A 26,580-nucleotide genomic window follows, 5' to 3' on the forward strand; every position below is an offset into this window, starting at 1 on the left:
TGTAGACTATAGAGCCAAGGTGTTAAGCGCAAGTTATAAATTCTCCTCGGCAAACGACGCTAGTCGGCTTCTTACCACACCATTAAGATTAACAGTAGCGCCACCTTCAAAGTGCTTAAATCGCTCTACAATATAAGTAAGCCCTGAGGTAACTGCGGTTAAGTAATTACTGTCTATTTGTGCTAAATTTCCGGTACAAATAAGTTTAGTTCCTTCACCACAGCGGGTAATTATGGTTTTGAGCTGAGAAGCCGTTAAGTTTTGGCTTTCATCTAAAATCACCCCCGAATTGATATAATACTATCATACCCTCAATAAACTTGAACAAAAAAGTTTTTACACACATACTCTAGCTAAGAATCAAAGGTGAACGAAAATGATACTTCGAAATACAACAAAAACTAAAATAATTAAAACATCAGTCAACTTTGGAAAAGGAATGTCTTTTCACCTCGATAAATCAGGGCAACCTATTAAGACTGAAAAAGGCATCAGAACTCACTCATATAGGCACGATAAAATAGAACCTAATTTTCCAGTGCTATATCACCCGACTCGCTTCACCGAATGCCAAGAAATGAACTTATTTTTAATGCACCGCTTTGAAGGTCATTTCAGTCTCAAAAAGAATCAAATAGACAATGAGGCTTTTAGTGACGCTTATCATGCCAGCCAACCGGGAAAGCCATTAGATGTTAAGTCTGTTCGCAGTATAGCTAAGCACTTAAAAGCTTTCTTAGATTGGTTGGATAAAGATGATGCATCCTATTTTGAAGTAATAGCTGCACCACTTTCAAAACAATCTGTAGATGATGATATTTCTAGGTTACCTGTGTGGAGATATCACAAACATTTATGTGAAAGAGTCGAAACCAAAGATAAGTCTAAACGCATAAGCTTTAACAGCGCTCAAGAACGAATTAGAGCTGTTAAAGCATTCTATATATGGAGCCATAAGCGCGGAGCTATAGATAGCCTCCCCTTCTCACTTGAATACAAACAGGTACGTATTAAATCGAAAGCTAAATCAGGTGTCAGTTCGTTGTTTCAATTACCTACCAGCAACAATCGTTCTGGGGGCTTATGGAAATGGGTCAGTAATTTGAGCATTCCAAATACATTGAAACAAAAAGAAGACTCACCAGACAAAGGTCTACAACCATATTCTCCAAAAGAACTTAAACAGTTACTGGAGACGAATACAGCTCAAAAAGAGACTTATAAACTTTATTTGCAGTGTGCCTTGTTAGGTGGACTTCGATCTTTTGAAATTTCGGCCATCGACCAGAAAGACCTCTTTAACCCTGATGAAAAAGAAAACGAGAAACGTATTCCAAAATTGAACATTGTACGAAAAGGACATAAGCCAGTGAGATTAACAATAGCGCGAGTTCTAATGAAGCTTTTGTACAATCACACTTTGACAATTCAAAATATGAAGCGACGTACCAAACATGAGACTAATCATGGTATGGACAATAGCGAACATCCGCTTCCTTTGTTTATGAATAGTTCAGGATCGCGGATAAGCGAAGATACACCGGGGAATACTATTTCCATAGTTAGAAAAGAACAAAGGAAGCAGGGATTAGAAATACTATTACGCACATTCCATGACTTACGCGCTACCTTTGCTACTTATGTCGCTAAATACCTAATTGACAAAGGTGAATCAGAAAGTTCCATCCGACAAACACTAATGACTTTGATGAGTCACGAAAGCTTTAAAACAACCAAACGTTACATCGACTTTGCCAAAAGTGTATCAGTGGATGCATACGGAGCGATGTCAGAGTGGGTAAAAGATATCTACGGTGATGTTAACGAATTGCTTATGCGTGAGGCTGAAGATGCTACAGCAAGTTAAAACGCGGAAGTCCAATCGTATTCCTGCTAGATTTAAACCTCATTCAATTGTTCTAGCCGAACAGTTAGACGTTTTATTTAACAGGGCATATGACAAAGAAAGCAATATTAGCACAGGTGACGACACTGCTATTTCAATGAGTCGCTTGCGGAATGCTTGTGTCAGTTTACAGCACATTCTTCCTCTAGCCCTTAATAAGGTTAGTGCAGATACTGCGACATCAATTCAAACTTCGGGATTAAATGCTCTATCAGACTTTGAAATTTGGCAAGAACTGGAATACTTTTGCATTAATGAAATAAATGATGTCAAGCTACCTAGTTATGCTACTCGTATAGAAGAAGCTTTAGAAAACATAGCTAAGTTTCATTTTTATGATAACGCTATCAACGCTCCTTTTAGGCTAGTAAATGGGGCTACTTCAATCGACATAACTAAATTATTCGAACTTGAATTCCATCAAGTAAAAGAGACTCGTAAATTACTAAAAAAATATCTGGACTATCTCGTCCTTCCAGAATTAAGCCTCAAAGATTCTTCTATTAGAGACAACATCCTCAAAACTGCGACTGCTATTATAAATATTTGTCTACATGATACTTTTAAGAATACTGAACGCGTCAAACTGCCATTATTGGCAACATTAAAGGATAGGGAATTCGTTTCATCATTTATATGCAATCACAACTTCCGTACTTTTTTAAAATTTATACTACCCGATGTGTGGGGTAAAGCTAGAGTCAATCAATTTAAAACTGAAGCCGAAGTGATAGGGTATGCACAAAGCATATCATCCAAATTTGGCAATGAAGTTGATGCTTTTTTGAAAAATCAGATAGCAAGCGCTTCGGAAGCTAATACAACAAGAGTTAGATCCTCAACTTTATCATTTCCAAGGTGGTTGAATAGTGCTGGTAGCGTAGCATCACCAATAATTAAGCTGCTTAGTGAGCGTGGAATTCAAGGGTTTGCAGAAAATGGCCTTCAGGGATTTAAATACCTTTATAAGCATTACCAAGAAGAAACTCAAAATAACCAGCAGTTTTTACTGCTACTAAACGCTGCATTGGACCTTTACCACTTTGTTACGGGTGAAAAAATCGCAAAGGAAAGTTTATTACCCTACTCATTGGGCTATTACCTTAAAGAAAGTGACACTACCGAATGGCAGAAGCATGAGTGGGTATATGACAATGCCTATAAATTTTATCAAAACCTAGTCGAATACCATAAAGTTTTTACAAAGCGAATTGATGGCGAGAGCATAGGCATCGTCACTCTCAAAGGTTACATAGGTAGTATGGCTAGAGCATTGAAAGAAAATGCATCATCATTAACAGATGAACAAATGAAGCTTATTGCCAATCATGGGGTTCATGCTTTTGTTGAAAATAACTGTGAGATACTAAAGGCTATAAGAGAGGCAATTCAACTAAAATCAAAACAAGGCGATTTGTCGGTTTTTGTTGGTAATCAATATCAGAGCGCTATCGACAAATTACTATCGTTTTATGGTCTAGATACTATTAAAAGCTTTCCGGTCAACACCGAATTAACTGCACAACATCAAGAGCAACTCTCTCAGAATCAAGATAAGCTCTACTCATATAGAGAAGTAGTAGAATTAGCATATTACATAGAAAAAGGGCTTTCTGAGACCTTACTCACAATTAAAGACAAAGTTACACTTTATGCAGCAAAAGTCATATTGAAAACTGGTTGGAATTCAACTCCTACGCTAGAGCTTGATACTGACGACTTATTTTTCTTTAACACGCCATTACATTCAAGTAAAACTCCTGCTCTTCGTTTATTTAAACGCCGAGCTAATTATCAAACACAATGGCATAAATTTGAAATTAAAGCCGAAGATCTAGAAAAAGAAGGCGTCTTATACGGCGACGTTGTCGAACCAGTAATATTTGATATTAAGGCTGCGACTAAACTTACGTCTATTTACCGCCCTTCTATTGAGAACCTATCAAAAAGAATTTTTGTTTTTCCCAAAGTAAATAGTATTGGAGAAGTAAAGATTCAATTATTAACAGCATCACGTTTCAAGACCACTATAGATAGGATATTGACTGAGCTTGGGTGTGATATCGTATTTAATTCGCAAAAGATCAGAAAATCAGGGCTTAACTACATTTACCGAAAAGTTGCCAAAGAATTTAAGTGGTATCAAAAAGCTGGCAAGCACTCTTATGAAACGTTCTTGCGTCATTATTTAATGCAAGATAACAAAGATGTTGCAATGACAATCAACAGAGCGACAAAAACAATGGCAGACTATTTTGTTCGCGATGTTACCGACAAAGTAATCATTTTGCAGACTCCACCAGAAGACGGTAAAAAAGTCCCGAATGGCACATGCATTAACTCAAAAGATAAATCCGCAGTAGTGGCATTCGAATCACAAAACAGGAAATTATTAGACCAGCGAGATACAAACGAGCATGCATGTGCCGACTTTAACGCATGCTTGTGGTGTCCGTTCTATCGCTGTGTTGCTGACGCATTGCATGTTTGGAAACTTTTGTCATACCGGGATTTTGTTGTTGCTGATATGGAAAACTCAGCCGCAACATTTGACTCTATAACAGAGCAACTGGAAAACATAGAGCAGTTGAAAAATAGGGTTAACGAAATATTAGCTGATATTGCCAAGCTTAATGCTCAAGCTGTGACTGATGGAAAAGAACTATTGAGAACAGAGGGTATTCATCCTCATTGGAAAAACACAGGTTTGCTATGACCAAAGAGATAACTAAAACAAAACTACTTGATATCGCTGTTGTAAAAACACATACAGGTCAAATCACTATAAAACCTTTGGTTCAGGTGTTAGAAGATTTTAAAGTTGATGATACTAGCGCTTTTAATTCGATTGCTTTGTGGGAAAACAGAGCATTGAATATTGCTAAACATGGCACTATTCACTTTGGCGATGACACTTGGATAAGCTATGAAGAAACGCAAAGAAATGTGAATTTTAAAGGTGTTGATGAATTAGCATATCAAATTCGAATTTATTCACTAATTAAACTCACACATGGTGATGTTGTAGGCGGTAAACCTCTAAAAATCTCTACACTTCAAAATGATGTAACGTATCTAAATTTATTTGCAGCCTTCTTAAGACAAAGAGGTTATCACTCATTTCATGAGTTGGAGTTCAAATCTGACTTAGTTATTAGGAATCTCATAAAAGACTATTTATATGAAGTCAGGAAAATAGCTATTTACAGACAATCACACTCATTTACTAAACTATTTGACGTGCAGCGCAGCTTTCGTCTTTTTGGCCCTAAGGTGTGTAGTGTTTTTATTGATGTACTTAACCAACTAAACGAGTTACACCATCCGAGACCAGTCACTTATTCGCACCCTGTCATTCCTACTAAAGTAATGAAAAAAATTCTGAAGTTTGCAGAAAAAATAGTTGAAAACTCTAAGGATAAGATAGAACGATGGCTAGAATTAAATGCACGCTTAATAGATAGTTTAAATGAAGGCTCCGTTGAACCACCGCCCAAAATTAGTACAGGTGAGCTAATAGCAAAACATGTAAGAAACTTACCCGATGAAGTGGAATTCATTCAATTATCCGAAGAATTAGAAGATTTAAAATTAGCCACATACATTAATATCTTGGCCTATACAGGCATGAGATATAACGAAGTACTTACATGCAAGGTTGGCTGTGCCAATTACAAAGATGATATTTATTACATTACGGCAATCATGACCAAAACCGACAACAGTAAGGTTGAGATGGAATGGTTTTCAAACGCTGAAGTACATGAGTGTGTTGGTATTTACGAAAAATATGTGTTCGGTATGCAAGAAAGGGCAAAAGCTGTACTTTCTTCATGCAGAGCCAATATAACAAGTAGTCAAGCACACAACTTGAAAGAAGGGTTAGAAAGAAACCGTCTTTTCGGGGTTTCACATAGTAGCTGTAGTGTTAGTTTTAGCGATGCTGGGCGATTCACAAAATTTGAGGTTAAAAACAGTGAAAACATTGAGCTTTTTGACTTAACTCTAGACGATGATGATATAGCAGAGCTTGAACGCCTTGAATCTAACTACAAAGAAGTTAGAGGAGAGAATAGAGGTGTCCCATACGAAGAAGGCGATACGTTTAGATTAACCGCTCACATGTTTCGACATACGTTGGCCTACTTTGTCATTGCCAATAAATTAGGTGAGCTTGATGATATTAGATATCAATTTAAACATTTAACCAGCCTAATGACGTTTGTTTATACTCGAAGAGCATTTTTGGCCTCAACAACTTTAATTAAAACTACTGAAGAGTTTAATGAGATTTTAATTGACCGTGTTGCAGAAGAGTTAATAGATGAAGCCGAGTCACAATCACTTAAAGGTGGTGCTGGTGAGCAAATTAATAAAACATCTAAAGATCTGATAATAGGTATTACTGATAGTCAAAGTAAAGATTCGACTGTGATTAAGCAGATCCATTTCAGTTCAATTGAAGAACTGAAAAAATTTCTCGTCAAAAATATTAAAAACATACGTGGCTTGCCTACGGGGTACTGCACTGCGGGAGAAGCTTGCAAGATAAAAGGAGCAGGAATCCCTAGTGGCTGTGTGTATTGTGGTAGTAAAATCATTACCAAACGCCACAAGGTCAATTGGCAAGTGATAAAAAAAGATGCGACCCAGAAACTAGAGGCATATGCAGCATCAACCACAGAAGAGCAAGAAGATTACGAGCTATTTGCTATTCACTGGAAAAATAATATAGCAGCAGCTGACTATGTATTAGATGAAGGCAAAGCGCATACAAACCAAGGAGAACAAGCATGAGTAGCGCATATGATGATATAAAACGTGCTTTTGAAGAGATGAAATCTGATGGCAGCAAGATAACCAAAAATGCAGTAGCAACGAGAGCTAAAAGAAATATTGCGAATCTATCTAAAGAAGAAGAAAAATGGGTAAAGTTACGAGAAAGTATTGAAAAAGCTCAATTAACTTGGGAAGAAAAAAATAAAGATAATTTAATAAAACAACTCAGAACAAAGGTAGCCGAACTAAAAAGCAAGCTTGCTAAAGAAAAGCAAAAAAATAATATCGGCACTAAGGAAATCGATAATAAAGATACAAAGTTATTAGTGTTGTTGAGTGAAATGTACGCAGAAATAGATAAGCTCAAACTGATTAATGCCGATTTACAAAATCAACTTCAGCATTCAGGGCAACATACAGAAATAAGAGTGGATACGTCTACTGGTGAAATTATTGAATTAGTTTCAACGAAACAATAGATTAGATGTAGTAGCTCATATCTCAACTTACAGTTTTGTTGATTAGGCTTAGACTTCACCTGACAGGCAGCAAGAGCGAACAAGAGACGGTCAGAGTGATCTGGATATGTGAACTTAATTCTACAAAGAGGACGCTTAGCGACCCCGTTCATGCAATAAAATTGAGTTTAGGCAATCCGCATTAATTGTATAATGATATTTCTGCTTCTAAAGAGTATGTTTATGAGAACCATTGGAAAACTGGCAAAAGATTTAGATATCAATGTTGAAACAATCCGTTTCTATGAGCGCCAAGGTCTGATAGAGCAACCTTTAAAACCAGAGTCTGGTTACAGAATGTATGGCGATGCCCTTACCAGTCAACTCAAATTTATTCTGAAAGCTAAAGCATTAGGGTTTACGCTGAAAGAAATTGAATCGCTTATGTCACTAAGTGACAGTTGCGCTGATATTGAGTCGATGGGGTTGCAAAAACTTAATCTCATTCGTAATAAAATTGCTGATTTACAGCGATTAGAGAAAGTAATTCAAGATATGACAGATTCTTGCAAGGCCAATCAAGACCCTCAATCCTGCCCGGTAATAAATTCACTTAAATAGCTATTGACCCCGTACTTATGTACGGAGTTTATACTACCTTAAAAATTGAGGTAGATAGTTATGATCAATAAAATTCTAGATAAAGTAGGTTCTGGTGGCGTTTGGCTAGCCGCCCTTAGCTGCACAGCATGTTTTCCTGCACTCGGCTCATTGGCATCTGCTCTTGGGTTAGGTTTTCTTTCACATTTTGAAGGGATAGCGGTGAACACCTTATTGCCATTATTTGCTTCACTAGCGTTGTTAGTTAATTTCTATAATTGGTATCAACATCGAGATTCATTGAGAGGCGTTTTAAGTGTCATTGGCCCAATTGCAGTATTGCTGACCCTTTATCCTTTATGGCAATACGACTGGAGCACTTACTTATTTTACTTTGGGATCATTTGGATGGTCGTAATGTCTATTTTAGATATTGTTAAGCCCATTAAGGAACCAGTATGCAAGGTATAGAACTAGAATCTAAAATCACTTGCCCTGAATGTGGATTTAGCAAAGTTGAAACCATGCCTACAAACGCTTGCCAATGGTATTACGAATGCGAAAGCTGTAAAGCACTACTTAAACCGTTAAAAGGTGATTGTTGCGTTTATTGCTCTTATGGAACAGTTAAGTGTCCTCCTATTCAAGAAGGCAATGCATGTTGCTCAGGTAAGTAGCCTAGTATTCGGTGGTTCTGTGTCAACCAAGTAATATCTTAAATGCGATTGCGATTAACACTAAACCACCAAATAGTTCAGCTTTAGATTCCAGCCATACGCCACTTCTTTCGCCGATATTCACACCAATCCAGCTAAAGGCAAACGTCGTGACGCCTATTATCAAGCAAGCTACGGCTATATCTACCTCAAGCAATGTGATTGCATAACCTGCCGCCATTGCATCAATACTGGTGGCAATAGCAAGAACAAATAGTACACGATGAGTAACATTAGCAATATCTTCTTCAATTCCTTCAGATTGGGACTCATAAATCATTTTGCCACCGATAAATACTAGCAAAATAAAAGCTATCCAAGGTGCATAATCTTCAATCCAAGATGATAAACCTTTACCGCTGTAATAGCCTAAAAGAGGCATAAAGCCTTGGAAAAAACCAAAATAAGCAGCGGCTTTAATAAAGAGCTTTTCAGCATTTACTACTTTTTTAGAACCTAAGCCTATGGATACTGCAAACGCGTCCATACTGAGTGCTATAGCTAATACAAATACTTCAAACAAACCGATTAAACCTGAATAAAATTGTTATAAGATTACGTGACGTATAATTAGTTACTTGATTGATGTTAAACACCTAAGATTTACTGACAATTTTTCTATTATCAAAGCCTTATTTTTACACCAAATTTCAGCCAGATATTCAGTAACAGTGCCAACACTTGAAGGAAACAGAATATTCCCCGCCACTTTGGCGAAAGGTCCATCAGTTTCGAGTAGAACTCTATCTTGAGGTATCCACGATATTACTTTTTTAGCTCTGGCTGAAGTTAGCATGGCTGGCCCAATAGAGAAGAAACAGCCTAGCTCGACGGCTTCTAGAACTTGCTTCTTAGTACCTAAAAACCAATGAAGAATAGAAGTACCAGCATTGGGATGTAACTTAAGTTGTTCAAGAACTTCACCAGTCGCGTTAAGACTATGGATAGTTAGTATTTTGTCATCAAAGCCTTCACATTTTTTTAGAATATGCGTGAAAACCTCTAATTGATCATCAAAGTAATCAGCGTAACCTTTTGAGCCATCCAGTCCAATTTCTCCAATATATCTAGTTCTATCAACTAGCTTATCGAATAGTGCTAATTCATTTTTTCTTAGATGAGCAAGTTGAGGGTGAAGCCCCAAGGCCGTCTTACAGTGTTTTATGCCACTTGTTAACTGGACAGTACCTTCAAAAGCTGAAGGCACCGTAGTTACTGATAGCACGTAATAATTACTGCTTTTTATGTCGTTCAATACCTCTTGATGATCTGGATATAAATCAACGTGGCAATGAAGATCCATCATGACGATTTATCCGCTTGGAGAAATAATTCAACCTCTGCCAATCCTCGCTTAATAGTTGATTCTAATTTTTCTCGTATATCTTTTTCTTGTGGTATTGGCCCTGAACTTCGAAGCCAAGAACGATAGTTATCGGATTGTTTCAATCTAATAATGGCAGTTTGAACCGCTTGGAGATCATCGCGAGTATCTTTTTCTTTGATAAGATCTCTCAACCGCTTTGTCTTGTATGGCGCATCTTGTGTAAAACCAGCATGAAAAACTGACGCTCTTCGAATAAGGCAAGGTACACAATGCCCACACTGTTTATGTTCTCTGTGCCAATGACTGCATGAAACACTTAGGGGAACTGCTTTTCTAATTGCGTCTTGATCAACACATTCCGCTAACATTTCACCTTTAGTTTTGAATTGATAGGGGTTTACAAATTTGACATGAAACCCAGTGTCTCTAAGCAAAGATTCAAGCCTGCTTAGAAAATTAGGATGAGTAGTTCTAGTGCTATGGCTACCAATCCGTCTTCTGGTAAGCGGCGGATTTATAGAAATATAGCCATTCTCTGGGACGACAATAGTTTCAATACTGCTATCGCAATTAGCATTTCTTAAGGCTGATATACCAAGTACCGCCATAGCTAGGAAGTTAAAGCTTCTTCCCCTCATACTAATGTCAGTTTTACCTTCTAAGTGCTTAATAATATGGGGAGACATTGAATAGGACAATTCGCCGAATGGCGGGGATAATAATTGCTTAATGTCTTCTTGCTTAGCGCCATCACCACGATAAGCGTGACTAACCAAGAGAGGCTTTAAATCTGATTCTCCGTTCAAAATATCAATTGCACCAACTGCGCTATCAAGACCACCAGAAAAAAGGCAAACAGAGTTGAGTCCAATTAATGATTTTGCTTTTGCTTTCGCTTGCTCACTTGTTTTAGGAGTCGGCATCGGCATAGTTGTTTTTTCAAAAGTAAACAGCCATTGATCGCCTGTAAGAAAGTTGAGCAAAGAACTCAGTTCAGGTTCTACAAAATTCCACATATCCTCATCAGTTACAGGAACATGCAAATGCATTTTTCTAGCCCATGCATTTTCTGCATTATCCCTTAATTCAAATGTATCAGCAGCGGTAACGGCGGTAGCAATTGTTATCAGATCTATTGAATCAGCATCTACATTCAATCCTAAATCACGAACTGTTTGTAGTAGTTGTTTTGACACCAAGCTGTGCTTAGTGATGTCATTTTGATGCGTATGAAACATTTGGACAGGATGACAATCATCAGAAAAGTCAGGCAAGTTAGCAGGGTCATGGTTAAAGTAAAAATTAGTCATTAAAGCTCTCCCATTCATCAACCGTCATAGCAATAGCATCGGCTTGAATTTTAGTAATATTTTCTTTGCTAATAGTACTGGGGTTGCCATTAGTTACTTTGTCTAACTGCTCTTGTGTAATCACTTTTATTAGTTCCCTTAATTCAACTTCCATTTGATGATGCTTGCTTGCTGGCTCAACATGAAACCAAGCTCTGCCCATGCCTTCAACCACATCCTGAAAAATAAGGTCTGTTAAATAACAGCCTATGGCTTCTTGGATAACTTCGTCAGTAAAACTGTTTGGGTCAAATTCTTCTGTATCGGGGAGTGCTTCTTCTAGTGCGTAATCCAACGCAACTCTTACAGCATCCGAATCGGCATTATCAGGCGCTAAATGGCTAGCAATTTTGTCGATTGCTTGATCAGTCGATAGCCCAGTTAGATCACCTAATGATAAGCTTTGATTATTAACCGTTACGGTGTCGCCACGCATGACACCAAGCAATCCAGAACCAGCAGTTATGCCGCTTGATAGTCTCCTGCTTGTGCTTTTACCTCCGCCAGAGCCTTTTCTAGAGTAACTTTTTAATGAACGCCTTAGATCTGAGGTTGAGCCACCTGTTTGCGCATATTTACCAAATGCTCTTCTGGCACTGGCAAACCTATTTGGAGGCGGTGTTGCTGTAGGTGAACCACCGATTTCTTGTTGAACCTTGTCATTGTCAATATCATTGCTATTGTCATTCTGATCATCAGCTTGATTATTATCAGAGCCAGCTTGCTCATCCCCATCAGTACCTGATGCAGGTTCTATTGTGACAGGATCTCCTTGCTCTGCCCAAGATGGAATAAGTGGACTCTTATTATTTGGTCCTGTTGACGATGCGGACGTACCCATATTACTTAGTTCCCTCTAGTTCTTTTAAAATTGGATTAAGCCATCTTTGGCGGGGCAAGCTTTTTAAAAATGTAAGAAGACTTAAGCTACATTTATCATCCTGCTTGGCAAGTAACACAGCCCCATAAATGCCTGTTGGTCTTTCGGTCCAATCACCAATCAACTTAAAGTTTTCAATCAAACCATCCATGACTGACATGTATTCTTCCTTCGGAGTTGTGGTAATCGCAGTAGAGTTAACGCCACTGACCCTTACCTTTTGCTTCATTAATTCTTCTACGAGTTTTTGAGCGGCTCCAGACATTACCGAATTAACAGCCCCCATTGGAATGCTTTCTCTGCTCAGATATGCCGCTGGTGTCAAATCCATTTCAGTGAACATGGGAGGTAATTTCGACCATTTATCAATAAAAGCTAGGTCGAGTTTCCACTCTTCAGGTAAATTAATTTCGTCAAATTCGACTTCTGAATTTTCAAGATCCGCTAATACTTTTGGATATCCGTTTTCCTTATCAATTAATTCATAAAGCTTGTTGGTAGCCTGAGTGCCTAAGCACCTCTCAAAAATTACCAGCTTAGTGATAGTTTTTTCATCAAGCTGCATTCCTCTGCGATGAGCGGTTTTCTTTCTCATCTTAACCTGATTGAGTAATCGCTTAACTATGCGAGGGTTGCCGTTAATGTTTGTGGATTCAGCTAATAGTGGAGCTAACTGTTCAGCAACCACAAATTTACTTCTGAGTTCGGAATGCTTTTCAATCTCGTGATCTTGAAGTAGCTCGTCAACGGTAATTTGTGGTTGTTTCCACGACAGCCTTAATGACTCTTCAAGGGCACATCTTATCGTTTCTAATTGCGCATCGGTAACGCCGTGATCTTGAGCAGTAAGCATCATTAAATATGCCCTTATCTCCAGAACGCCGGGTCTTGGTACATGCACAGGAATTTGAATAAGCTTGTCTAAATAATCAGTTTGATGTCGTTGAGATGCACCTTTGTGATACTCAGGCACTGCCAAGCGGATCATGTCCTCATCGGCGGCAATAACAAATGCAGTATTGGGTAAAAATAGAAATAACCTGATCGCCTCAAGGGTCGAAATAGCATTAAATGGAGAGCAGCGATCTAAATTATCGACATAGACAATAAGTGGCTTATCAAACTCCTTTAACAGATCAGAATATGCTTTTCGGAATTCTTTAATTTCTTTAGGAGGTGAAAATGATTTATTATCTTTGATCAAACCTTTGTTTTTCTTCGCGACATCCTTAGCGCCATCGACAGCACCTTTTACATCATCAACATCCAGTTCACCATCGTCACCACCACTGAATAGTCCCATGATCTTCTGTATACCACCCATAGTTGGTATACCAGCTAATGCTGCACCACCATCCATTAGCAATCCCATCAGTCTGATCTTATCTATTCGTCCAGCAAACTCTTTTGCTTTTGCACTGAGATTTTTATCGTCTGCTGCTTTTTTAACTAAAGTAGATGCAATTGTTTCTAGTAACGCCGCTTTAGCGTCATCATACCCTTGGAAAGTCCATGCATCGAAATGTACTTGGATATATTCTTGTTCATCACTTTCCAGAGAAGCCTTAGTAAGTTCAAGAATCGTCGATTTTCCAGCGCCCCAATCACCAAAAACGCCTATACTAATAGGCATTAACTCCTTTTCTGTTATAAGATCTTTTATTGACTCAGCCGTTTCATTAAAATTTAAGAAATCAATTTTTGATTCTTTATCAGACCACATAACGTCTCCTTTTATTTATTATTTCTTTTGTTCCATTCTTTCAATAATTCGGTGAACCGTGGGGCGGCTAACAGAATATTTCTTCGCTAATGCAGAGATCGATTCACCATTTAATTTATCTTTATATAATTCTTTCGCTTGTTTGTCTGATAAAGCAGGCAATCTGCCCATGTGTTTGCCTTTAGCTTTAGCCTCTTCACGACCTTCTGTGGTTCTGGCTTTTATAAGATCCCGCTCAAGTTGAGCGAATATGTGGCTACGCATAATGTTTGAGATTATTTCTCATCAAGCCAGATTGGGTGAGTACTAGGAAATCTTCGTCAGATTTGAGCCTGAAGCAGTCGTAAACGATGGTACAAAATTACTTCAGCTAAAATTCACTTTGATACGAAACCGGACATTAGGCTTAGCGTATCTCATGACAAGTGTTCCAACAATATAGTCGTTGCTCTTACTTTTAAATTTAAATCTTGTTTTAGATCCTCTGTACAATTAGTAACACACCAACGCGACTTTAATGTGGAATTAGGATCATCGGTTAATTTATTCTATCTAGATAGCTCTTCTATTTTTTATCTTTGATAAACATCGGTATAAAACGGGCAGTCCAAATAATGTTAGCAGTGTTTGCTGTCACTACCCCCCAACAATTATTTTCTTGGAATAGCTATTTGAGTTACTTCCCAATCTTTTCAAATTAAATAACTTTTTATTTGACTCTATAGCCACTATAGATTTTATACTTATTTTAATATTGTTTCGGAATGTTAAATATGTCAGAAAAATGTAGTGGTCAGTGTCAATCATCTCCTACCAACGAAGACGTAAAAATTGATACACAATTAGATAACTATAGTGGCGCGTTTGTCAGTACATATAAAGTGCCTCAAATGGACTGTCCTTCAGAAGAGAGATTGATCAGATTAGCACTTGACTCAATTCAGCCTTCAGTTGGATTGCAGTTTGATATTCCTAATCGCTTAGTCAAAGTTTTTCATGATGAAAATTTAGATGAGATAACAAAAAAGTTACAACAACTTAAACTCGGTGCAGAGTTAGAGTCAACTAAACAAAGTTGCAGTACAGAAGCTGCAAAAGCAAAAGACTTAGCCCAAAAAAATGAGATGAAAGAAGCATCAACCCTAAAATGGTTGTTAGCCATTAATGGAGTCATGTTTTTTATAGAAGTAATTGCTGGGATTATTGCACAGTCTGCTGGCCTAATTGCAGACTCATTAGATATGTTTGCTGATGCTGCTGTGTATGGTTTAGCTATTTATGCCGTAGGTAAAAGTATTAGCATGAAACTTAGAGCAGCACATATATCTGGTGTGCTTCAAGTTATTCTAGCGCTAGGTGCTTTGAGCGAAGTCGTAAGACGCTTTGTTTACGGTAGTGAACCGATCTCTTCTTTAATGATGATATTTGGTGGAATAGCACTAATCGCTAACGTTGCTTGTCTGTTTTTGATATTTGGCAACAAAGAAGACGGCGCTCATATGAAAGCGAGTTGGATTTTTTCCGCAAATGACGTTATCGCAAACGTTGGTGTAATTTTAGCTGGCTTATTAGTTACAGCAACAAGCAGTCGTTATCCAGATTTAGTGATTGGTTTGATAATTGCTCTTGTCGTTTTAAACGGTGCTCGCCGCATCTTACAGCTAAAGTATTAAGCAGAGAAATGAAAATAATGCACTCATCGTATATCAAATCAAATATATCATACGTGATAATGATTTTAATCGCGGTGCAGTCTGTGTTTTTTTCGCTAGAAGAGCTTGAAATAAACTTAAGTGAAAGTTCTTTTAGTTCATCACTAACTAAGTCTATTACCCCGCTAAAAGCTCCAGAAGACTCCAATATGCTTGAGGTGAATAATAGCAACTCTTCAATTGATAATTGTAATTTTTGTTGCTGTTGTCACTTATTTTTAAATGCTGATTCTTCCTGTAACATTTTCCAAGCAATAGAATATTTCCTTACCTACGCCTTAGTTTCTCCTGAGCTAAAAGGCTATATCTCGGTGCCATTCCGCCCACCTAAATACGCCTAAATTTTATAGAAAATTATGAAAGGTCAAATGTTAATGACCGAAAAAAACATATAAATTTATAGGAAAGTATACATGGCACTTAATACCTGTGTGCATCGCAAGATAGCAATTTTGAGGTGTGTAACACCTCGGCTTAAATATATCGCGTTTCTCGCGTTGTCACTTTTTACATTTAATGTTTATGCCTTTGAAAAGCAGTTAAATCTTCAAGAGGCAATTCAGTGGACGCTTAAACAAAATCCTGAACTCAAAATATTTGATTTCAAACAAACCGCATTAACAGGACAAGAACAAACAGCAAGTTTAAATCCTGCTTATGAACTAGAAGTTGAAGCTGAGAACTTTGCAGGCTCAGGTGAATTTAATGCATTCGACAGTGCTGAATTAACAGTCGCTCTATCTTCGGTTATCGAAATGGGAGATAAACGCTCAGCGCGGATTGGACTTGTTTCAAAATCAAGAGCACTACTCAATGCTGAGAAAGAAGTCTCTGCGCTTAATTTAATGGCTCAAGTCACTGAGAAGTACGTGGAAGTACTTGCAGCCCAACAAAGAGTTATATTGGCAGAAAATGCTTTGAGCTTAGCACAAGAAACGTTAGAGATTGTATCTCAGCGTAACCGCGCAGGTGCTACTCCTGAGGCTGAAGTGAAACGCTCAAAAGCAGTTATTGCTCAGGCTAACCTCACCCTTCAATCTGAACAAAAGCGCTTGGAATATTTGAAGCTCTCATTAGCAGCCTACTGGGGGGAAAACTCTGTAACCTTCTCTGAAGTACAAGGGGATCTTTTTCAGTTTGGCAATGATAGTGACTTTAACAGCCTTTTTGCGAAGTTAGAGAAAAACCCTGCTATTCAAGTTTATGCAAGTGAGCAGCGACTAAAAGAGGCCGAATTACAGTTGGCTAAAACAGAGTCAACGGCCAATATCAAATGGTCTGTTGGTGTTAGGCGCTCTCAAGAAGCCAATGATACGGCACTGGTCGCTGGCTTTAGCTTACCTTTGTTTGCTGAAAAGCGAAATTCTGGTGCAATCGCTAGTGCGCTAGCAGAGCGTGACCAAGTTGCCATAGAGAAAGAGGCGACTAAGTTGAGGTTTAGAAATCACTTACTACGAGCATACTCCAATAGAAAACAAGCCATATTAACAGCTAATTCATTAAAGCAGTCGGTTATCCCAATGCTTGAAGATGCACTGGAAGATACTCAAGACGCCTATCAAAAAGGTCGATATGGATATCTTGATTATGTATCGGCTAGACAAGAGCTGTTAAATGCTCGGCGAACCCTCATTGATGCGGCATCTGCTGCCCTAATTTATGGCGCAGAGATAGAAAAACTAACAAACGAAGCGCTGTCACTCTAAATAAACATCACTTTAAGTTTAATAACAATTTATTGATTCAGTTATTAACTGAATCGTTTAGGAATTCAAAATGAAAAACTATTTACTCGCACTATTGATTTTTATTGGGTATCTATCACCCATTCAAAGTGTTATCGCTAGTGAAGATGAACATGAAGGCGAAGAAGGCATTAGCAAAATAAACAATAACATGGCAAAAAGGCTTGGTGTTGAAACAGCCTATTTAGCTTCAAAAACGTTGAACCAAACTATCCCTGTATACGGCGCTACGACGATAGGCGCTGAACAATTATTTCAAGTTGGCGCTAGATATAACGGCGTTATAAAGACAATTAACTCCACTGTTGGTGATAAGGTAAAAAAAGGAGATCTATTAGCCGTTATTGAATCTAATGAAAGCTTAAATACCTATAAAATAACATCCCCTGTTTCTGGGACTGTTTTACAGCGAAATGGAAATATTGGCGGTATCACGCAAAACACTAGCTTGTTTGAAATCGTCAATTTTGACACCTTGTGGGCTGAATTTAAGGTGTTTACCAGCCAATATAATCAAATCAAAGTCGGTCAACCTGTTGATATTGAGCATGGTGAACAGGCATTCAACTCAACCATCACCAATATAATTCCAGCTAAAGATCAGTCTTATGTTTTAGCACGTGTACGTTTAAATAACACTGAGCTAAACCTAACCTCAGGCCAATTATTAATGGGCAGCGTAAAGATAAACCGATTTGAGGTGGATTTAGCCGTCGAGAAAGTTGCGATACAAGAACTGGGAGGACAATTTGGTGTCTTTGTAAAAGAAGATGAAGAGTACGAGTTTGCGCCACTTGTGCTCGGACGTTCAGACAAAAACTATATCGAGGTCATTGATGGCCTCAGTAAAGACGCTGAATATGTAAACAAAAACAGTTATCTGATAAAAGCGGATATTTTGAAATCTGAAGTAGAAGACGACGATTAGGAGACGCAATATGATTGAATCAATTTTGCGTCTTGCAATAAATAGACGCTATTTAGTATTAAGTCTGCTGATGGTAATCATCGGCGTTGGCATGTGGAGTTATCAAAAACTTCCCATTGATGCTGTTCCAGATATAACAAACGTGCAGGTACAAATAAACACTTCTGCCCCCGGTTATTCACCTTTGGAAGCGGAACAAAGGGTGACCTTTCCTGTAGAAACCGCCTTAGCCGGATTGCCAAAGCTGTCTCACACCCGCTCCCTGTCAAGATATGGATTATCTCAAGTAACCGTTATCTTTGAAGAGGGAACCGATATTTATTTTGCTCGCAACTTAATCAATGCAAGATTAGCTGCGATAAAAGGCGTTATTCCCTCTGGCTTAGAGCCAGAAATGGGTCCTATTTCGACAGGGCTTGGCGAAATATTTATGTATACCGTACAAGCTTCTCCTGACGCTAAAATGCCTAATGGAGAGCCTTATACCGCTATTGCCTTAAGAGAAATACAAGACTGGATCATTAAACCGCAATTGGCTCAAGTTAAAGGCGTCATTGAGGTCAACAGTATCGGCGGCTACAACAAGCAATATCACATAACGCCTAAACCCGAAAAATTACTTTTTCATCAGGTAACCTTTGAAGAAATATCTGATGCATTACGTAAAAACAATGACAACCGTGGCGCAGGTTATATCGAACAAAACGGACAGCAAGTTTTAGTACGCTCCATTGGGCAACTAGCGACAATAGATGAGATCCTCAATGTCATCATCAAAAAGAACGATGGTATTCCTGTAAAAATAAGTGATGTTGCCAATGTTGCTATAGGCAAAGAACTTAGAACAGGGGCTGCTACTCGTAATGGCATTGAGACAGTGCTTGGTACAACCATGATGCTGATTGGTGAGAATTCTCGCACCGTTGCTTTAGAAGTGGAACATAAGCTCAGCGAAATACAAAAATCTCTGCCAAAGGGCATTACCGCAGAGCCTGTTTACGACAGAACAACGTTAGTAGATAAAGCGATTGCAACCGTTACCAAAAACCTCGTTGAAGGTGCGCTTTTAGTTATTGTTGTGTTATTTATTCTACTTGGAAATTTACGTGCAGCTCTCATTACCGCTGCTGTTATCCCTATTTCCATGTTAATGACAATCACAGGTATGGCGCAAGCAGGAGTATCTGCCAATTTAATGAGTCTCGGCGCATTGGACTTTGGCTTGATAGTGGACGGGGCTGTAATCATCGTTGAAAACTCTGTCCGTAGGTTAGCACAGGCCCAACACAACGGTCATAGGCAAGACTTAAGAGAACGCCTAAATACCGTTTTTGAAGCCACTTCAGAAGTGATACGTCCAAGCTTGTTTGGTGTGGCAATTATCACTGTTGTTTACATCCCCATTTTCACGCTAACTGGCGTTGAAGGGAAAATGTTCCACCCTATGGCGGCAACTGTCGTTATGGCGTTAATTTCCGCAATGATCCTTTCAGTTACACTGGTTCCTGCTGCTGTAGCTGTGTTTATGAAAGGTAAAATCAGCGAAAAAGAAAGTGTAGTTATTCGTTCAACCAAGTCTATTTATGAACCATTGTTAAAAATGGCGTTGAAATTTCGTTGGGTTATTGTTTCATTCTCAACGCTGTTAATGGGGTATAGCCTTTGGTTAGCAACAACGCTGGGTAGTGAATTTGTTCCACAGCTAAATGAAGGGGATATAACAGTCCAAGCGCTAAGAATACCTTCTACCGGCCTAGAGCAATCAGTAGAAATGCAAGAAGTACTTGAGCAACGTATTAAAGCGTTTCCTGAAGTTGATAAAGTATTCTCGCGCATCGGCACATCAGAAGTAGCAACTGATCCAATGCCACCGAGTATTGCTGATATCTTTGTTATTTTAAAACCACGTAAAGAATGGGCCGAACCTTCAAAGCCAAAGAGTGAATTAGTTGAAGAAATGGAAGAAGTACTGAAAAACATTCCGGGCAACAACTATGAATTCACTCAGCCTATTCAAATGCGTTTCAATGAATTGATTTCTGGCGTTAGAGCTGATGTCGGCATCAAAATATTTGGTGATGACTTAGATCGATTATTACTTACCGCAAAAGATATTCTAAATATTGTGAAAACCGTGGACGGTGCTGCTGATGCCCGAATGGAACAGGTCACAGGTGTTCCATCTTTATCAGTAATTCCTAAACGAGAAGCGCTTGGTCGATACGGTTTGAGCGTTTCAGAACTGCAAGACTGGGTTGCTACTGCAATTGGTGGAGAATCTGCGGGGATCATTTATGAAGGAGACAGACGATTTGAGTTAGTTGTTCGCCTACCAGAGCAAACAAGAACAGATATCGATAGCTTGAAGCACCTGCCGCTTCCACTTGAGGGTGGTAACTATGTGCCACTTGAAGAAGTTGCAGAGCTTAAATCAGAGTCTTTACCTGCTCAAATTAGCCGTGAGAACGGAAAAAGAAGAGTTGTGGTTACCGTCAATGTTCGTGGCAGAGATTTAGGCGGCTTTGTAAAAGAAGTGAAAGCTAAAATTAATCAGGAAGGAGAAATCCCAGCAGGATACTGGCTTGATTATGGTGGAACGTTTGAACAACTAGAGTCAGCGAGTAAAAGATTAAGCTTAGTTGTACCGATCACATTAGTTGTAATCTTAGGTATTTTGGTTATCGCATTTGGTTCATTAAAAGATGCATTAATCATTTTCAGTGGCGTGCCTTTAGCATTAACTGGGGGCGTATTTTCACTTTATTTAAGAGACATGCCCTTATCAATTTCGGCAGGTGTCGGCTTCATAGCATTGTCAGGTGTCGCCGTATTAAATGGCTTGGTTATGTTGGCTTTTATTCGAGATCTTTGGCATGAAAAAGGCGACCTTTACGTAGCGATCATTGAAGGTGCCATCATTCGTTTAAGACCTATTTTAATGACGGCACTGGTTGCTAGTTTAGGTTTTATTCCAATGGCGCTAAACACTGGAATTGGTGCAGAAGTACAACGACCACTAGCAACAGTCGTTATCGGCGGTATTGTATCTTCTACCATTTTAACTTTGTTTGTATTACCTGTTTTATATCAATGGGCGCATGGCTCTGAGAGTAACAAACAGTAATCTGACGAAATTTAAAGCCCAAAAAGCAGCTTAATTAATAGGTTATGCCTAATTAAGCTGCTTTTTATATTGTATGCCCAACATTTTATTGATAAAGCTTACTGCGCTTCATCCCGACAATTTTCATTTAAAAACTCAAACTCTATCGTTGTATGCGATAAATGATAGGAAGATAATTTAGCTGCAACTTCTTGTTTAAGCCTAATTAATTCTTTAACGTCAAAGTTGTCACTCAGCTCAAGGTGCGCTGTTAAAACGTGACTTTCACCATCTAGTGACCAAAAGTGCATGTGGTGGATACCATTAACTTCAGGAAATTCCATTAGTGATAGTTTAATACGCTTTTGAGTCTCTTTATCGGGTGCAGCTTGAAGAAATAAAACGAGTGTTGATTTCAGGTTTTTGAAAACATTAAACAAGATGAACAGCGTGAACCCTATTGATAAAAGGGGATCTAATATCGGCAGTTCAGCGAACAACAGTACGATAGAGACTATAAGAACGGCAACCCATCCAAGTACATCTTCAAGAAGGTGCCATGTCAGCACTTTCTCATTTAATGTTTCACCCGCTTTTAATTTTAATACCGCATATCCGTTAACGGCAACGCCGAGTATCGCTAGCCCTAACATCCCCTCGACTACAGGCATTTCAGGATTGGACAGCCTTGGAATTGCTTCAAATAAAATCCAAATTGAGCCAATGATTAAAACAATACTGTTTATCAATGCGCCAAAGAGAGTAAGTCTACGATAACCATAACTAAACTTATCTGATGCTTCTTTATCTGAAAAACGACTTAAAATCCACGCAAAACCTATTGAAAGACTATCACCAAGATCGTGAACTGCATCTGCCATTATCGCAGTACTGTTAGTGAGCCAACCACCTATAAATTCGATAATAGTAAATGTCACATTCAGAAAAAATGCCCAACCAATACGATCATCTTTAGAATGCTGATGACTGTGACTATGGTTGTGCATTTTGTACCTCCAGTGCTTTTGTATTTCTAATTTTTGATACATTCATATTAATCAAATGGCGAATCACACCTTGATACATCCAACGTTTTACTCCCGACAAATTAGTACCCTTTTCAAGATAAAACTCATCAGGGGAATCATAAAGCCCAAAGTCGTCATGAATACCTTCTTTTTGAATATAGGTATCTTGGCCGCACCAATTTGTGTTTGGTGAAGAGAAACACTTTGTTGCAACACCATAGACACAAAAGTCATCTTTTGCTTGGCTAAATTTCTGCTGTAGTGAGCTTAAGTATTGCTCATCCAATATAAAGCCCTCTAAGTTTATCCAGCGTCCATCGAAATAAACTTCTACCCAACTATGAATGATGTATTTAGGTGCTAACCAAAATACATAGCTAGGTATAGCCCCTTTTTGTAATTGCTGATCAATGGTAAAACCATGGAAACGACACTGGATACCTAGTCCACGCAATAGCGCCATTAACAGATTACCCTTAGTATTACATTGCCCATAACCATCTGCTAGTACATCGCTTGCTGCTATATCATCACTCTTGTTATAGCCAAACATTATTTCATCTTTCACAAATTGGTATGCTGCTCCAATTTTGTTGAAATCGTCTAAGCTTTGCCATCCTCGCTGATCGATCAGGGATTGGATATCTTTGTGTTCAAAATTAACGATATTCGTATTGTTTAAATATTTCTCGGTCATTTTTTATATATCCTTTTCGTTGCATACTTATACTACAGACTCTATAGTAACTATAGAATCAAATGTCTGGGGGAAATTGATGAAAATAGGCGAATTGTCTAAAAAATCGGGCTGTTCTATACAAACAATTAGATATTATGAAAGAGAAGGATTACTGTTAAATCCAAACCGTTCAGAAGGTAATTTCAGGCTGTATGATAGTAAAGGACTTAAACAATTGGAGTTCGTAAAACATTGTCGCAGCCTAGATATATCACTCAATGATATTAAACGTCTTATCGAATTAAAAAATAAGCCAGAAGAAAGCTGCTCTAGCGTTAATGCATTAATTGATCAGCAACTTGCACTAGTGAATAAACGCATGAAAGAATTAAGGGCGCTTAAAGCTGAATTACAACAGATGGCTAGTGCTTGTGGTTCGAACAATACTATTGAAGCATGCGGGATCATTAAGTCACTAGATAGTTAACTCTGTTAGAGGCATACGGGCAGAATATAGAACATTAATCGACTATTGCATGTCCTAAATGTGGACAGATAAAAACGGAAGAAATGCTGACAAATTCATGTCAGCGGTATCACAAGTATGAGTCACACAAGGTTTTGCCAAACTATTGAATGGTGACTGGTGTGTTTACTTCTCATATGGAACAGCAAAATTCCGCCAATTCTAGAACGACAAAATTAGTTGCAGCCGTTAATGCACTAGAGTGTTTAAATTGAAGTTTATTATTGACTCTTCAACGTCTGCTTTACACTCTGAATTTTCGTTAATAACTCAAAAGCTAACTTCCGCTTTTGGCTAAGTGAAGTCATAAGGTATTCATTGATGCTAATGTTCGCAATGTCGGAGGAGCTGCCGTTAGCAAATAGCATCAAATTATCGTAATATAACTGATTGAGTCTCAGATATTATGATTAAAAAATCATACTTTCATAAAAAGAGAGATTGGCGGCATCCCTTTAAAACCTTTCAGTCTAAAATGAGATCAATCTCAATCATTATGCACAGTCACAAATACTCCACATAGGTTGATCATGGCAGTGGCAAACGGATTATCATTTTTGGTATTGAGAGAGCCGTCGATAATATTCAAACAAGCACCTTTCTTATGGATGCTTTCAATTGCCTCAAGAATAGATTTTAACGACCGTCCCAAACGGTCGAGGCGAGTAACAATAACTTCATCACCTTCCCTGATAAAGTCGATGAGTTCCTAAAGCTTTTCTTCATTTCGAATCGAAGCACCAGACTGTTTGCCTTGGAATATTTTTTCACAGCCCTGAGCGTCCAACTTGGACAGTTGAACATTTAAATCTTGTTCTTTAGTTGAAACTCTTGCAAAACCAACTTTCATATATACGAAACCTGTAACTTTCGCACACCTTAACAATTAAATGAACGAAAGTATATTAAATAAATTTTGTACATGAACGTAATAAAAAATAGAAATTCGTACACTACGGATAGAAAATGAATGACAATTCTAACTATAAAGTGACTTAATTATTTCACACGCTTCACTTGTACACGAGCTTGCCATTTGTTGAAGCTCAGCTTGTAGTGCTTTGAGTTCTCCCATTAGATTGTTAACTAAAGCCAATTTAGCCTGTGTCTATCATAAGTTCAAAACTTAAACTTTAGATATAAGCTGAAATTGAGTCAATCGTATTACAAATACTCTTATTGATACTGGCTCATTACTTGCACTTTTTCGAGAACATGACCACATGTAGAGAATAATAGGCTAACAGTGGGAAATATTTACACTATCAATGTAAGGATTACTTATGAAATACTCAAGATTTGCTGCAATGATCATCACCTCAACCATTGCTATGTTTGTCATGATGTATCTCAACACTTACGCAGTATCACATATATGGTTTAGTGAAACGCGTATCTATATGGCGTTGTATATGGGAGCAGGTATGGCAATGATCATGCTGGCCTTTATGCTTAGCATGTACAGTAACAAGAAGCTCAACATGGCTATTTTTCTATTGGCGACAATACTGTTTGCCATATGTCTTTATCTTGTTCGCTCTCAAAGCACAATTTCTGACACTGCTTACATGAAAGCGATGATTCCTCATCACTCCATTGCTATTCTTACTAGTGAGCATTCAACTTTGGAGGATGTACGCGTGCGTGAATTGGCAAATGGTATTATTAAAGCCCAACGAAAAGAAATAAAAGAAATGGAATGGCTGATTAAAGATATTTCTGAAAATGGAAAGGTCAGCTCACAAGCTCAGGCTGAGCAACGACCGCTCCCAAAGTTTGAAGGCACACTGAACAAAGGAGACTAAGATGACTAAGACAGCTACCCTGTACAGAATGGTCACTGACGAACATATCTGCCCCTATGGTTTAAGGTCGAAAGATTTGCTGGAGAGGCAAGGGTATGATGTAGAAGATCATAAGCTCACGTCAAGACAACAAGCTGATGACTTCAAAGCTAAGCATGATGTCAAAACTACGCCACAAACCTTTATTGAAGGAAAGCGTGTCGGAGGATACGATGACTTAAGAGAGTATTTTGGTAAAGATGAAGCAGGTCAAACTGGCACAACCTACACGCCCGTTGTAGCCATTTTCTCGATAGCTGCACTTCTTGCTGTCGCATCTCAACATTTTGCTTCCGGCTCATTTATCTCCATCAGAACACTGATGCTATTTATAGCTTTTTCAATGACGCTCTTAGCGGTGCAAAAACTGAAAGACCTATACAGTTTCACAAATTCGTTTATTACTTATGATTTACTAGCGATGAGATGGATAAGATATGGTTATATTTATCCCTTCATTGAAGCATATGCAGGTATTGGTATGGTTGCCCAACTACAGCCTCTCGCAGTGGCACCATTTTCATTGTTTATCGGCACAGTTGGAGCAATTTCAGTTTTCAAAGCCGTTTACATCGACAAACGCCAGTTAAAGTGTGCCTGTGTAGGCGGCGATAGCAGTGTGCCACTTGGATTTGTATCGCTATCTGAAAACTTATTTATGATCGCGGGAGCATTGATTATGCTGCTGATGTAAAGGTATAGCTCTATTCGGCGGCCCCTTAACTGTTAAGATTAGACCTAGGATGCCAGCCCACACCTTTCTAATTCATATGTAACATTTTTTCTGTCGTACTGGCATCAAGATAACCAGAACTGAGCAAACAATCTCAAAGGTTGTACAAAATAACACTAAAGTTTTTTCATTAAGTTTTATTGTTATGCTCTTGTGGTGGCTTTCGCCACCACTTTATTAGTTTTCAAGTTCCACCATATCTTTCGCTGCAATGTCACCAGACACTAGCTTTACAGTTGCGAAATGATCATTCACAATTTTAGTAATTTGTACCGTTCCTACCTTTTCGATAGTGTAGGGATCTTCACCTTCACTCAATACTATTCTTTCATGGAATCTAATAACACTGTATTTTTGCCCAACCTCTGCGCCATGCTTAGCACCAATACAGATTAGAGTTCGATTATCAGAACTTTCTACTACCTGACCTCTCATCATGTATTTATGATAAAAAGTGGTATTGGAACAACCCACTAAATATAAACCGAATGTAAGCAATAAAAGAGCTTTTATATAGGGTGTTTTCATCACTGTTACCTCATTT

At 38.3% G+C, this 26,580-nt stretch carries 24 protein-coding genes and 2 pseudogenes; 15 read left to right on the top strand and 11 right to left on the bottom strand.

Going from position 1 to position 26,580, the window contains the following annotated elements; translation table 11 throughout:
- Window positions 1-33: 33 nt before the first annotated feature.
- Window positions 34-291: pseudogene (locus KK487_RS12990) on the bottom strand (PhoH family protein); the annotation flags it as partial.
- A gap of 85 nt (window positions 292-376) precedes the next feature.
- Between KK487_RS12990 and KK487_RS12995 the strand changes: the two are divergent.
- The 7 genes from KK487_RS12995 to KK487_RS13025 all read left to right on the top strand — a co-directional run bounded on the left by KK487_RS12995 (window position 377) and on the right by KK487_RS13025 (window position 8,420).
- Window positions 377-1,867 carry a tyrosine-type recombinase/integrase gene (locus KK487_RS12995; RefSeq protein ID WP_008113382.1) on the top strand — a complete coding sequence of 497 codons (1,491 nt, stop codon included), beginning with the start codon at window positions 377-379 and terminating at the stop codon, window positions 1,865-1,867.
- Complete coding sequence (locus KK487_RS13000) at window positions 1,851-4,622, top strand: hypothetical protein (RefSeq protein ID WP_013465872.1); 2,772 nt, start codon at window positions 1,851-1,853, stop codon at window positions 4,620-4,622. Before KK487_RS12995 ends, KK487_RS13000 begins: the two co-directional genes overlap by 17 nt.
- Window positions 4,619-6,703 (top strand): site-specific integrase, encoded by a 2,085-nt coding sequence (locus tag KK487_RS13005; protein WP_008113384.1) that lies wholly within the window; start codon window positions 4,619-4,621, stop codon window positions 6,701-6,703. The genes KK487_RS13000 and KK487_RS13005 overlap by 4 nt, the downstream gene beginning before the upstream one ends.
- A complete protein-coding gene (locus KK487_RS13010; protein ID WP_008113385.1) occupies window positions 6,700-7,164 on the top strand; it encodes a hypothetical protein in 465 nt (154 codons plus the stop codon). The genes KK487_RS13005 and KK487_RS13010 overlap by 4 nt, the downstream gene beginning before the upstream one ends.
- A gap of 222 nt (window positions 7,165-7,386) precedes the next feature.
- Window positions 7,387-7,764 carry a MerR family transcriptional regulator gene (locus tag KK487_RS13015; RefSeq protein WP_008464133.1) on the top strand — a complete coding sequence of 126 codons (378 nt, stop codon included), beginning with the start codon at window positions 7,387-7,389 and terminating at the stop codon, window positions 7,762-7,764.
- A gap of 60 nt (window positions 7,765-7,824) precedes the next feature.
- Window positions 7,825-8,214 (top strand): organomercurial transporter MerC, encoded by a 390-nt coding sequence (merC, locus tag KK487_RS13020; RefSeq protein ID WP_008109712.1) that lies wholly within the window; start codon window positions 7,825-7,827, stop codon window positions 8,212-8,214.
- Window positions 8,202-8,420, top strand: a complete 219-nt coding sequence (locus KK487_RS13025) for a GDCCVxC domain-containing (seleno)protein (RefSeq protein WP_008109710.1) — start codon at window positions 8,202-8,204, stop codon at window positions 8,418-8,420. Before merC ends, KK487_RS13025 begins: the two co-directional genes overlap by 13 nt.
- Window positions 8,421-8,442: 22 nt before the next feature.
- Here the strand turns inward: KK487_RS13025 and KK487_RS13030 are convergent, their stop codons facing one another.
- Genes KK487_RS13030 through KK487_RS18560 form a run of 6 tightly spaced genes read right to left on the bottom strand, consistent with a single transcriptional unit; the run spans window position 8,443 to window position 14,002 of the window.
- Entirely contained in the window at window positions 8,443-8,982 is a 540-nt protein-coding gene (locus KK487_RS13030; RefSeq protein ID WP_008109708.1) for a manganese efflux pump MntP, read from the bottom strand.
- A gap of 51 nt (window positions 8,983-9,033) precedes the next feature.
- Entirely contained in the window at window positions 9,034-9,765 is a 732-nt protein-coding gene (qatD, locus tag KK487_RS13035; protein ID WP_128583154.1) for a Qat anti-phage system TatD family nuclease QatD, read from the bottom strand.
- Entirely contained in the window at window positions 9,762-11,096 is a 1,335-nt protein-coding gene (qatC, locus tag KK487_RS13040; RefSeq protein ID WP_008109704.1) for a Qat anti-phage system QueC-like protein QatC, read from the bottom strand. Before qatC ends, qatD begins: the two co-directional genes overlap by 4 nt.
- Window positions 11,089-11,976 carry a Qat anti-phage system associated protein QatB gene (locus KK487_RS13045; protein ID WP_008109702.1) on the bottom strand — a complete coding sequence of 296 codons (888 nt, stop codon included), beginning with the start codon at window positions 11,974-11,976 and terminating at the stop codon, window positions 11,089-11,091. Before KK487_RS13045 ends, qatC begins: the two co-directional genes overlap by 8 nt.
- A 1-nt stretch (window position 11,977) precedes the next feature.
- The gene (locus KK487_RS13050) at window positions 11,978-13,738 is read right to left on the bottom strand and encodes a KAP family P-loop NTPase fold protein (RefSeq protein WP_024596196.1); all 1,761 of its coding nucleotides are present in this window, start codon (window positions 13,736-13,738) and stop codon (window positions 11,978-11,980) included.
- An 18-nt stretch (window positions 13,739-13,756) separates the two neighbouring features.
- Window positions 13,757-14,002: a helix-turn-helix domain-containing protein gene (locus KK487_RS18560; RefSeq protein WP_016899212.1), complete on the bottom strand. Its 246-nt coding sequence runs from the start codon at window positions 14,000-14,002 to the stop codon at window positions 13,757-13,759.
- A 509-nt stretch (window positions 14,003-14,511) separates the two neighbouring features.
- On the opposite strand from KK487_RS18560, the gene KK487_RS13060 reads away from it, so the two are divergent.
- The 5 genes from KK487_RS13060 to KK487_RS13080 all read left to right on the top strand — a co-directional run bounded on the left by KK487_RS13060 (window position 14,512) and on the right by KK487_RS13080 (window position 21,247).
- On the top strand, window positions 14,512-15,411 hold the full coding sequence (locus tag KK487_RS13060; protein ID WP_013465880.1) for a cation efflux transmembrane domain-containing protein: 900 nt from the start codon (window positions 14,512-14,514) through the stop codon (window positions 15,409-15,411).
- Window positions 15,412-15,419: 8 nt separating this feature from the next.
- Window positions 15,420-15,791: a hypothetical protein gene (locus KK487_RS13065; protein ID WP_016899211.1), complete on the top strand. Its 372-nt coding sequence runs from the start codon at window positions 15,420-15,422 to the stop codon at window positions 15,789-15,791.
- Between the two features lie 72 nt (window positions 15,792-15,863).
- Window positions 15,864-17,156 (top strand): TolC family protein, encoded by a 1,293-nt coding sequence (locus tag KK487_RS13070; RefSeq protein ID WP_033103104.1) that lies wholly within the window; start codon window positions 15,864-15,866, stop codon window positions 17,154-17,156.
- A 70-nt stretch (window positions 17,157-17,226) separates the two neighbouring features.
- The gene (locus tag KK487_RS13075) at window positions 17,227-18,123 is read left to right on the top strand and encodes an efflux RND transporter periplasmic adaptor subunit (RefSeq protein WP_008109684.1); all 897 of its coding nucleotides are present in this window, start codon (window positions 17,227-17,229) and stop codon (window positions 18,121-18,123) included.
- A 10-nt stretch (window positions 18,124-18,133) separates the two neighbouring features.
- Entirely contained in the window at window positions 18,134-21,247 is a 3,114-nt protein-coding gene (locus KK487_RS13080) for an efflux RND transporter permease subunit (protein ID WP_013465884.1), read from the top strand.
- Window positions 21,248-21,345: 98 nt separating this feature from the next.
- Here the strand turns inward: KK487_RS13080 and KK487_RS13085 are convergent, their stop codons facing one another.
- Both KK487_RS13085 and KK487_RS13090 read right to left on the bottom strand, forming a co-directional pair.
- Complete coding sequence (locus KK487_RS13085; RefSeq protein ID WP_008464143.1) at window positions 21,346-22,233, bottom strand: cation diffusion facilitator family transporter; 888 nt, start codon at window positions 22,231-22,233, stop codon at window positions 21,346-21,348.
- On the bottom strand, window positions 22,220-22,951 hold the full coding sequence (locus tag KK487_RS13090) for a transglutaminase-like domain-containing protein (protein WP_008464145.1): 732 nt from the start codon (window positions 22,949-22,951) through the stop codon (window positions 22,220-22,222). The genes KK487_RS13085 and KK487_RS13090 overlap by 14 nt, the downstream gene beginning before the upstream one ends.
- A 79-nt stretch (window positions 22,952-23,030) precedes the next feature.
- Here KK487_RS13090 and cadR point away from each other — a divergent pair, with 79 nt between their 5' ends.
- Window positions 23,031-23,420 (top strand): Cd(II)/Pb(II)-responsive transcriptional regulator, encoded by a 390-nt coding sequence (gene cadR, locus KK487_RS13095; RefSeq protein ID WP_041695792.1) that lies wholly within the window; start codon window positions 23,031-23,033, stop codon window positions 23,418-23,420.
- 526 nt (window positions 23,421-23,946) lie between these two features.
- On the opposite strand, the pseudogene KK487_RS18565 reads toward cadR, so the two are convergent.
- Window positions 23,947-24,309 (bottom strand): annotated as a pseudogene (locus KK487_RS18565) (recombinase family protein).
- A 433-nt stretch (window positions 24,310-24,742) separates the two neighbouring features.
- On the opposite strand from KK487_RS18565, the gene KK487_RS13110 reads away from it, so the two are divergent.
- Together KK487_RS13110 and KK487_RS13115 are read left to right on the top strand one after the other, a co-directional pair.
- A complete protein-coding gene (locus KK487_RS13110; RefSeq protein WP_215521837.1) occupies window positions 24,743-25,264 on the top strand; it encodes a DUF305 domain-containing protein in 522 nt (173 codons plus the stop codon).
- Between the two features lies 1 nt (window position 25,265).
- Window positions 25,266-25,997: a MauE/DoxX family redox-associated membrane protein gene (locus KK487_RS13115; protein ID WP_008109669.1), complete on the top strand. Its 732-nt coding sequence runs from the start codon at window positions 25,266-25,268 to the stop codon at window positions 25,995-25,997.
- 216 nt (window positions 25,998-26,213) lie between these two features.
- On the opposite strand, the gene KK487_RS13120 is transcribed toward KK487_RS13115, so the two are convergent.
- Window positions 26,214-26,564, bottom strand: a complete 351-nt coding sequence (locus tag KK487_RS13120) for a hypothetical protein (RefSeq protein WP_004589646.1) — start codon at window positions 26,562-26,564, stop codon at window positions 26,214-26,216.
- Between the last annotated feature and the right edge of the window lie 16 nt (window positions 26,565-26,580).

It is taken from the genome of Pseudoalteromonas sp. SiA1 (genome assembly GCF_018732205.1).
Taxonomy (GTDB): domain Bacteria; phylum Pseudomonadota; class Gammaproteobacteria; order Enterobacterales; family Alteromonadaceae; genus Pseudoalteromonas; species Pseudoalteromonas tetraodonis.

Excerpts from the sequence above, each read along its gene's own strand:
- merC (WP_008109712.1), top strand. The coding sequence starts at position 7,825 with ATGATCAATAAAATTCTAGATAAAGTAGGTTCTGGTGGCGTTTGGCTA.
- KK487_RS13010 (WP_008113385.1), top strand. The coding sequence starts at position 6,700 with ATGAGTAGCGCATATGATGATATAAAACGTGCTTTTGAAGAGATGAAA.
- KK487_RS13025 (WP_008109710.1), top strand. The coding sequence starts at position 8,202 with ATGCAAGGTATAGAACTAGAATCTAAAATCACTTGCCCTGAATGTGGA.
- qatC (WP_008109704.1), bottom strand. The coding sequence starts at position 11,096 with ATGACTAATTTTTACTTTAACCATGACCCTGCTAACTTGCCTGACTTT.
- KK487_RS13005 (WP_008113384.1), top strand. The coding sequence starts at position 4,619 with ATGACCAAAGAGATAACTAAAACAAAACTACTTGATATCGCTGTTGTA.
- KK487_RS13085 (WP_008464143.1), bottom strand. The coding sequence starts at position 22,233 with ATGCACAACCATAGTCACAGTCATCAGCATTCTAAAGATGATCGTATT.
- KK487_RS13115 (WP_008109669.1), top strand. The coding sequence starts at position 25,266 with ATGACTAAGACAGCTACCCTGTACAGAATGGTCACTGACGAACATATC.
- KK487_RS13110 (WP_215521837.1), top strand. The coding sequence starts at position 24,743 with ATGAAATACTCAAGATTTGCTGCAATGATCATCACCTCAACCATTGCT.
- KK487_RS13090 (WP_008464145.1), bottom strand. The coding sequence starts at position 22,951 with ATGACCGAGAAATATTTAAACAATACGAATATCGTTAATTTTGAACAC.
- KK487_RS13045 (WP_008109702.1), bottom strand. The coding sequence starts at position 11,976 with ATGGGTACGTCCGCATCGTCAACAGGACCAAATAATAAGAGTCCACTT.
- KK487_RS13080 (WP_013465884.1), top strand. The coding sequence starts at position 18,134 with ATGATTGAATCAATTTTGCGTCTTGCAATAAATAGACGCTATTTAGTA.
- KK487_RS13050 (WP_024596196.1), bottom strand. The coding sequence starts at position 13,738 with ATGTGGTCTGATAAAGAATCAAAAATTGATTTCTTAAATTTTAATGAA.
- KK487_RS13060 (WP_013465880.1), top strand. The coding sequence starts at position 14,512 with ATGTCAGAAAAATGTAGTGGTCAGTGTCAATCATCTCCTACCAACGAA.
- KK487_RS13000 (WP_013465872.1), top strand. The coding sequence starts at position 1,851 with ATGCTACAGCAAGTTAAAACGCGGAAGTCCAATCGTATTCCTGCTAGA.
- KK487_RS12995 (WP_008113382.1), top strand. The coding sequence starts at position 377 with ATGATACTTCGAAATACAACAAAAACTAAAATAATTAAAACATCAGTC.
- KK487_RS13015 (WP_008464133.1), top strand. The coding sequence starts at position 7,387 with ATGAGAACCATTGGAAAACTGGCAAAAGATTTAGATATCAATGTTGAA.
- KK487_RS18560 (WP_016899212.1), bottom strand. The coding sequence starts at position 14,002 with ATGCGTAGCCACATATTCGCTCAACTTGAGCGGGATCTTATAAAAGCC.
- KK487_RS13120 (WP_004589646.1), bottom strand. The coding sequence starts at position 26,564 with ATGAAAACACCCTATATAAAAGCTCTTTTATTGCTTACATTCGGTTTA.
- qatD (WP_128583154.1), bottom strand. The coding sequence starts at position 9,765 with ATGATGGATCTTCATTGCCACGTTGATTTATATCCAGATCATCAAGAG.
- KK487_RS13065 (WP_016899211.1), top strand. The coding sequence starts at position 15,420 with ATGAAAATAATGCACTCATCGTATATCAAATCAAATATATCATACGTG.
- cadR (WP_041695792.1), top strand. The coding sequence starts at position 23,031 with ATGAAAATAGGCGAATTGTCTAAAAAATCGGGCTGTTCTATACAAACA.
- KK487_RS13075 (WP_008109684.1), top strand. The coding sequence starts at position 17,227 with ATGAAAAACTATTTACTCGCACTATTGATTTTTATTGGGTATCTATCA.
- KK487_RS13070 (WP_033103104.1), top strand. The coding sequence starts at position 15,864 with ATGGCACTTAATACCTGTGTGCATCGCAAGATAGCAATTTTGAGGTGT.